The organism is Cellvibrio sp. (assembly GCF_053579595.1).
In genome coordinates, this window is record NZ_JBRFPI010000335.1 from 1 (window position 1) to 5,174 (window position 5,174).

General features: G+C 44.8%; 4 protein-coding genes. All 4 read left to right on the forward strand.

Annotated elements, in window-relative coordinates; translation table 11 throughout:
- Positions 1-410 (forward strand): hypothetical protein (locus tag ACWA6V_RS17035; RefSeq protein ID WP_449523615.1); only part of this gene is annotated, 410 nt, incomplete at its 5' end.
- Positions 411-596: 186 nt separating this feature from the next.
- Positions 597-2,174 (forward strand): phage tail sheath family protein, encoded by a 1,578-nt coding sequence (locus tag ACWA6V_RS17040; RefSeq protein ID WP_449523616.1) that lies wholly within the window; start codon positions 597-599, stop codon positions 2,172-2,174.
- 96 nt (positions 2,175-2,270) lie between these two features.
- Positions 2,271-3,110, forward strand: coding sequence for a hypothetical protein (locus ACWA6V_RS17045; protein WP_449523617.1), 840 nt, complete (start codon positions 2,271-2,273; stop codon positions 3,108-3,110).
- 305 nt (positions 3,111-3,415) lie between these two features.
- Positions 3,416-4,579, forward strand: coding sequence for a hypothetical protein (locus ACWA6V_RS17050; RefSeq protein WP_449523618.1), 1,164 nt, complete (start codon positions 3,416-3,418; stop codon positions 4,577-4,579).
- Positions 4,580-5,174 lie beyond the last annotated feature (595 nt).

Sequence of the window (5,174 nt, forward strand, 5' to 3'; positions counted from 1 at the left end):
TATTACTGTTTAGTTCTTTTAGTTGGTCTTCTGAATATTCCGAAGATCAGCTTGCCGACCTAAAAAGTAGCTGGCTTTTAAATGAACCAAAATCCTATAGCTATACACTCCGACATGGTGGCGTTTTCGGCTACACGATTGAAAAAATAACTGTTCGTAAAGGCACTTGCACTGCGCGCGCTCAAAGTGTATATGGCAAAAAGCAGCCTTGGAAAAAAAGCAAATGTGAAGGGCATAGAATTCTAGAACTAATTTCATCCGTACAAAAGCAAGAGCGTGAAGGCGTGTTCCAATCTGAAATCAAATTAAACCCTGAATATAAATTCATATCCTACTATTCAGTAGAGCCTAAAACTGAATTTACTGATCAAGGTTGGCATTTTGAGGTTTTGAATTTTAAGGCTAAATAAAGCATAACAATTACTGCAACTCGCGCGCGGATACTTTTAATCCGCAATCGGAAGCAGTGTCATGTTGCGGTTCGTTCCTCACCAGCAACCTACGGTAAGTGCGAACCCTGGGCTTGCCATCGAACTTTGCGGTGATGAAATAAAGTCCAGTTAACATTACCAAATCAGGAAATTAGGGTGATATATATGGCAACTCTTTCAACTCCCGGAGTTTATATTGATGAAGTTAATGGTTTTCCTAGTTCTGTTGTCCCCGTAGCTACCGCCATCCCGGCGTTTATTGGCTATACACCGAAAGCAGAATTTCAGGGCGAGTCTTACCACAATAAACCGCAAAAAATAAATTCGTTTGCGGAATTCCAGGCAATTTTTATGCTGGATAATCCCCCACCTCCAGCGGATGCAGCTAAACAATATAATCCTGAATATTATCTGATTGCTCAACAAGCTATGCCAACCAGAGGGGATTACATGATGTTGGCCGACACTTATTATTCTATTCTGCCGGATCCCAGTACTATTTATTATTTGTACAACAGTGTGCGTTTGTTTTATCAAAACGGAGGCGGTGCTGCGTACATAGTTTCGGTGGGTTGTTATGGCCCTGCCAATAAAAAACCATTGGCTGATCCGGCTGTGCAGGTGGTTAACCCCAACGTTACATTAACTGACTTACAAACGGGTTTGGCACTTCTGCAAAATGAGCCCGAGCCGACAATGTATATCTGCCCGGAGGCAACGTTATTATCGATTGCTGACAATGGCACCTTGATGCAAAGCATGTTGTTACAAGCGCAAACTATGCAAACAGCAGTGTGCATATTTGATGTGATTGGCGGAGCTTGTCCTGACCCTATTTTGTATACCAATGACATTCAAGCATTTCGTAACAACACGGGTAATTCCGGCTTGAGTTATGGTGTGAGTTATTATCCGTTTATCTGCACAACTGTTATGCAGCCAAGCGACATTGACTTTACCAATTTATTTGGCGGGGATACTAAACAGCTTGAACCCTTGTTGAATCCACCGAGTGCACCCAACCCGGTTGCAGCGCAAATTCTCGCAATGATTCAGGCTCCGCCACCTAATCCAATGTCCAATAGCCAGTTACAGGCTGCATTGCTTGCCTCCAGCCAAACTTACAGCCAAATTGTTAATCACGTGTTGAGCAACGCCAACATTTTACCTTCCAGTGGCGCAATGGCTGGTGTCTATACCCTTAACGACAATATGAGTGGGGTATGGAATGCACCGGCTAACACTAGCATAGTGGGCGCGGCAGCATTGCCGATTCGTTTATCCGATTCACAGCAAGCAAATTTGAATGTTGATGCTATTTCGGGCAAATCAATAAATGCGATCCGCTTTTTTAATGGCCAGGGAATTTTAGTTTGGGGGGCAAGAACACTCGATGGAAACAGTCAGGATTGGCGTTATATTTCTGTGCGCAGAACTATGACGTTTATTGAGCAATCGGTAAAGTTGGCCGCGCGCGCTTATGTGTTTGAACCCAATGATGCCAATACCTGGAGCGCAGTGAAAAGCATGATTGGCAGCTTTTTGACTGGCGTGTGGAAAGATGGTGGCTTACAAGGCGCCTCTGCGGCTGATGCGTTTCAAGTTGATGTTGGTTTGGGTTCAACCATGACTGCAGATGATCTGTTAAATGGTTTTATGCGTGTGTCGATCATGGTGGCGGTCGTTCGTCCTGCAGAATTTATAGTGATTAGCTTTGAACAACAACAAGCTAAATCGGGTTAGAAAATATGTCTTGTAAAAAAGTTTTTACAAGACATATTGCTGTTGAATAGTTAGTTTTTAGCTTTTTATAAATACACTAATCCGTAGTGAGGCAGTATGAAGTTTGCGAAATATTGGTCTGAAGTTTCCGTTGTAGTTGACGAAGCGATATTTGGAATAAATAAGCTGTCGGCTTGGGGCGCATCGAATGAGACTCAGGCACAAGCGGGTATTAATGCGCTAGAGCGCGCAACGAGACTTGGGCAGCTGATAAGCCGCGGAGTAGATGCTCTTCGGGAGTACGAATATTGGAACGGTTATATTCGGGAAGAGGTATTGGATGAAATCACCAATGCAGATGGCCGTGTTCTGGCGGTGCTTACCCGAAATAGTTACGGCGCCATTGTTCTCAATACCGAATCGGTACTGTTCGGTGATATTGATATTGTAGAACCTGGGTTGCTAACAAAACTGTTCCAGGTGTTTGGCAAAACAAAAAAGGACAAAGCCTTTTATATTTCAAAAGTTGAGCAATACCAAAAACAAAATCCCATGTACACAATAAAGGTATATGAAACCTGTGCTGGTTTAAGGGTTGTGGTAACTAATCAGGTTTTTGAAAATTATTCGGCTCCCGCAAAAGCTATTTTTTCAGCCTTGGGTGCCGGCCCACTTTATGTCAGATTGTGCGAAGCACAATCCTGTTTCCGTGCGCGCTTAACGCCAAAACCATGGGGAATCAAAATTGATAGACCCGCCTCCCGATTTCCACGCAAAGAGCAGTCAGAAATCAATGATTTTGCAAACTGGGTGCAACATTACGAGGCTGCATCCAAGTCTGTCAGCACAGTAAAGCTTGTCTCTGTATTCGGTAAAGATTTTGAGCATCCCGACGTGGCTCGCGTTCTTGCTGTTCACGATCAATATTCCTGTACAGGTTTAGCCCAGCTGGCCTAGTTAAGTGAGTTGTGTAAATTAACTTTCATAATAAGCGCCTCAGCTGTGCAGTGTCAGAATGAAAAAATTATGTTATTTGTTGTCTGGTGTAGTTATTAACAATTGGGGTCAGTAACAATTGGGGTCAGAGCAAAATTAAACATCCGCTATTGGCGTGCGCCGTGATAAGGCGGTGTAACCCCCCCCATTGTTAGTGGCAGTCAAACTTAGATGGCTCCGGCGATTGATGTTTGGCCAAGTGCCGTGAAAAGCAAAATTGCTCAGGTAAATAGAGATTCTTTTATTTGGCGAGGTGAAGTATCGCGATGCAATCCCACGTGCCCCCCCAACACTCAAACCAACAAGCAGATCCGGCGCAACTTCGGCATGACGCAACCAAGTTCCTGTTTGAAGACAATAGGCCAGTTACCCATTCACACGTGCGCTTGCAATCTATAGCTAGCGATGGACAGCCTACGGGGCAGCTTAAATCCATGCAGGCCATGATGGCAGCGCATACGAATTCTCGCCTGCAAGCTTCAAAAGAATTGACTGGTGCAACCACCGCGCCAACGCAAGCGGATATCGTCGTGCAAAAAAAACTGGTGCCACGGACCTGGCAGTTGTCGAAACCTATGGTTCAGCGTAAAGATACAATCCAGCTTAAATTGGAGGATGCACTGACGTATTACAACAAAATAACAGGCGAAAACGCAAAGCTGAAAAAAGATGTCGATCTTGCAAAACTCAGCATAGGGCAACGGCGTTACTTTACCAGACTGGAGAATCAGGTCGGTTTGAAGAGCCGTAAAATAGGATCGAGCACAGGCAAGACCTACAGGCTGGATAAGCCCCGCCAAATCCGCGTGAGGTATGGCAGTACAAAAGCGCGATTTGCGCGCAGCGAGCGCCAGGAGAGGCATGTGAAAGGCAAATACAGCGGATACAATTACGCAACAGCCAAAGTCACACTGACCCATAAAGTTAACGGCAAGATAATGACCGTTTACATCACGCGCGGCAGCCAGGATGGAACGACACATTCCGAGGGCGCGATAAAAGATGTTATTAAATTGCTGCAGGCGCAGCATGTAATCTCCGTGGATTGGGTATACACCGAAAGGGAAGCTTGCGGGCCTGACAACCAGAATTGTCGTGGTGCCAATAAATTGAGTGACACGAGTATATTTGGTCAGGATGTACCCATCTATTACAGCGTGGATTGGCCGGATACAGCGGAAAAGGGCGCGGCGGCAAAGGATCATCGAAAAAAAGGTACTAATTTGTTGAAACGGATTGATACCCAGGTTGGCAAATCAACAACTATTCACAATTATCAAGAAAAGACGGACCCAGCGGTTCATGCATCCGAACCTTTCCAGGAAGAGGATGATGGTGTTGTTACCAGTGATGACGAAAGCAGCGATGAACGCGATATTTTGCAAGGTGGTTACGAGGGGGCAAGAAAAGACTACATGGAGCTTTCATAGGTCAACCAATTGGTTGGTTGGATTTGGCTTATGAGCCCCGCGCTTGTGAGCCTTGCTCTGTCATTCAAAATTATCCTTGTCTTAAAAAATTGGGGTTAGAGCAAAATTAAACGTTTTTGGCGTGCTCCTTGAAGAGGCGGCGCTTTCCCGTGGGTGAAATGTCACTCGGCTATCGCCCAAGTTGAAAGCAACTGGAGCAACTATGGAGGTAACGAAATAGTTGAAGCCTCCGGTGAAGCGTGCCACAAAATAAGGTTGCAGCGCGAGTGTGCAGGCCGTAACGTGAGTGAACGCCGAGCAATCTTCACTAAAAGCGAGGGCTGAAGATTGCTACCATTTCTACGCGACCGCGAAAAGAGCATCAAACGTATAGTGCAAAAGCTTCATGCGATGACGACAAGCTTTCTCATATGAATGGATACCACAGAAACGTTAAGACAATTGAATCGCACATTACAAAATTGGTTAAAAATTTTATCAAACGTTTTATAAAACGCATTTTAGTCTTTCCAGCTCGCCTCTGGTTTAGTTGAAAGAGAAGTTTAATATGTGCGGTTGGCGGGCAGTTCGATAAATTGTATTGTTACAGTAAATT

Bases quoted from the DNA above. Each gene is read 5' to 3' on its own strand.
- ACWA6V_RS17040 (WP_449523616.1), top strand. From the start codon at position 597: ATGGCAACTCTTTCAACTCCCGGAGTTTATATTGATGAAGTTAATGGT.
- ACWA6V_RS17045 (WP_449523617.1), top strand. From the start codon at position 2,271: ATGAAGTTTGCGAAATATTGGTCTGAAGTTTCCGTTGTAGTTGACGAA.
- ACWA6V_RS17050 (WP_449523618.1), top strand. From the start codon at position 3,416: ATGCAATCCCACGTGCCCCCCCAACACTCAAACCAACAAGCAGATCCG.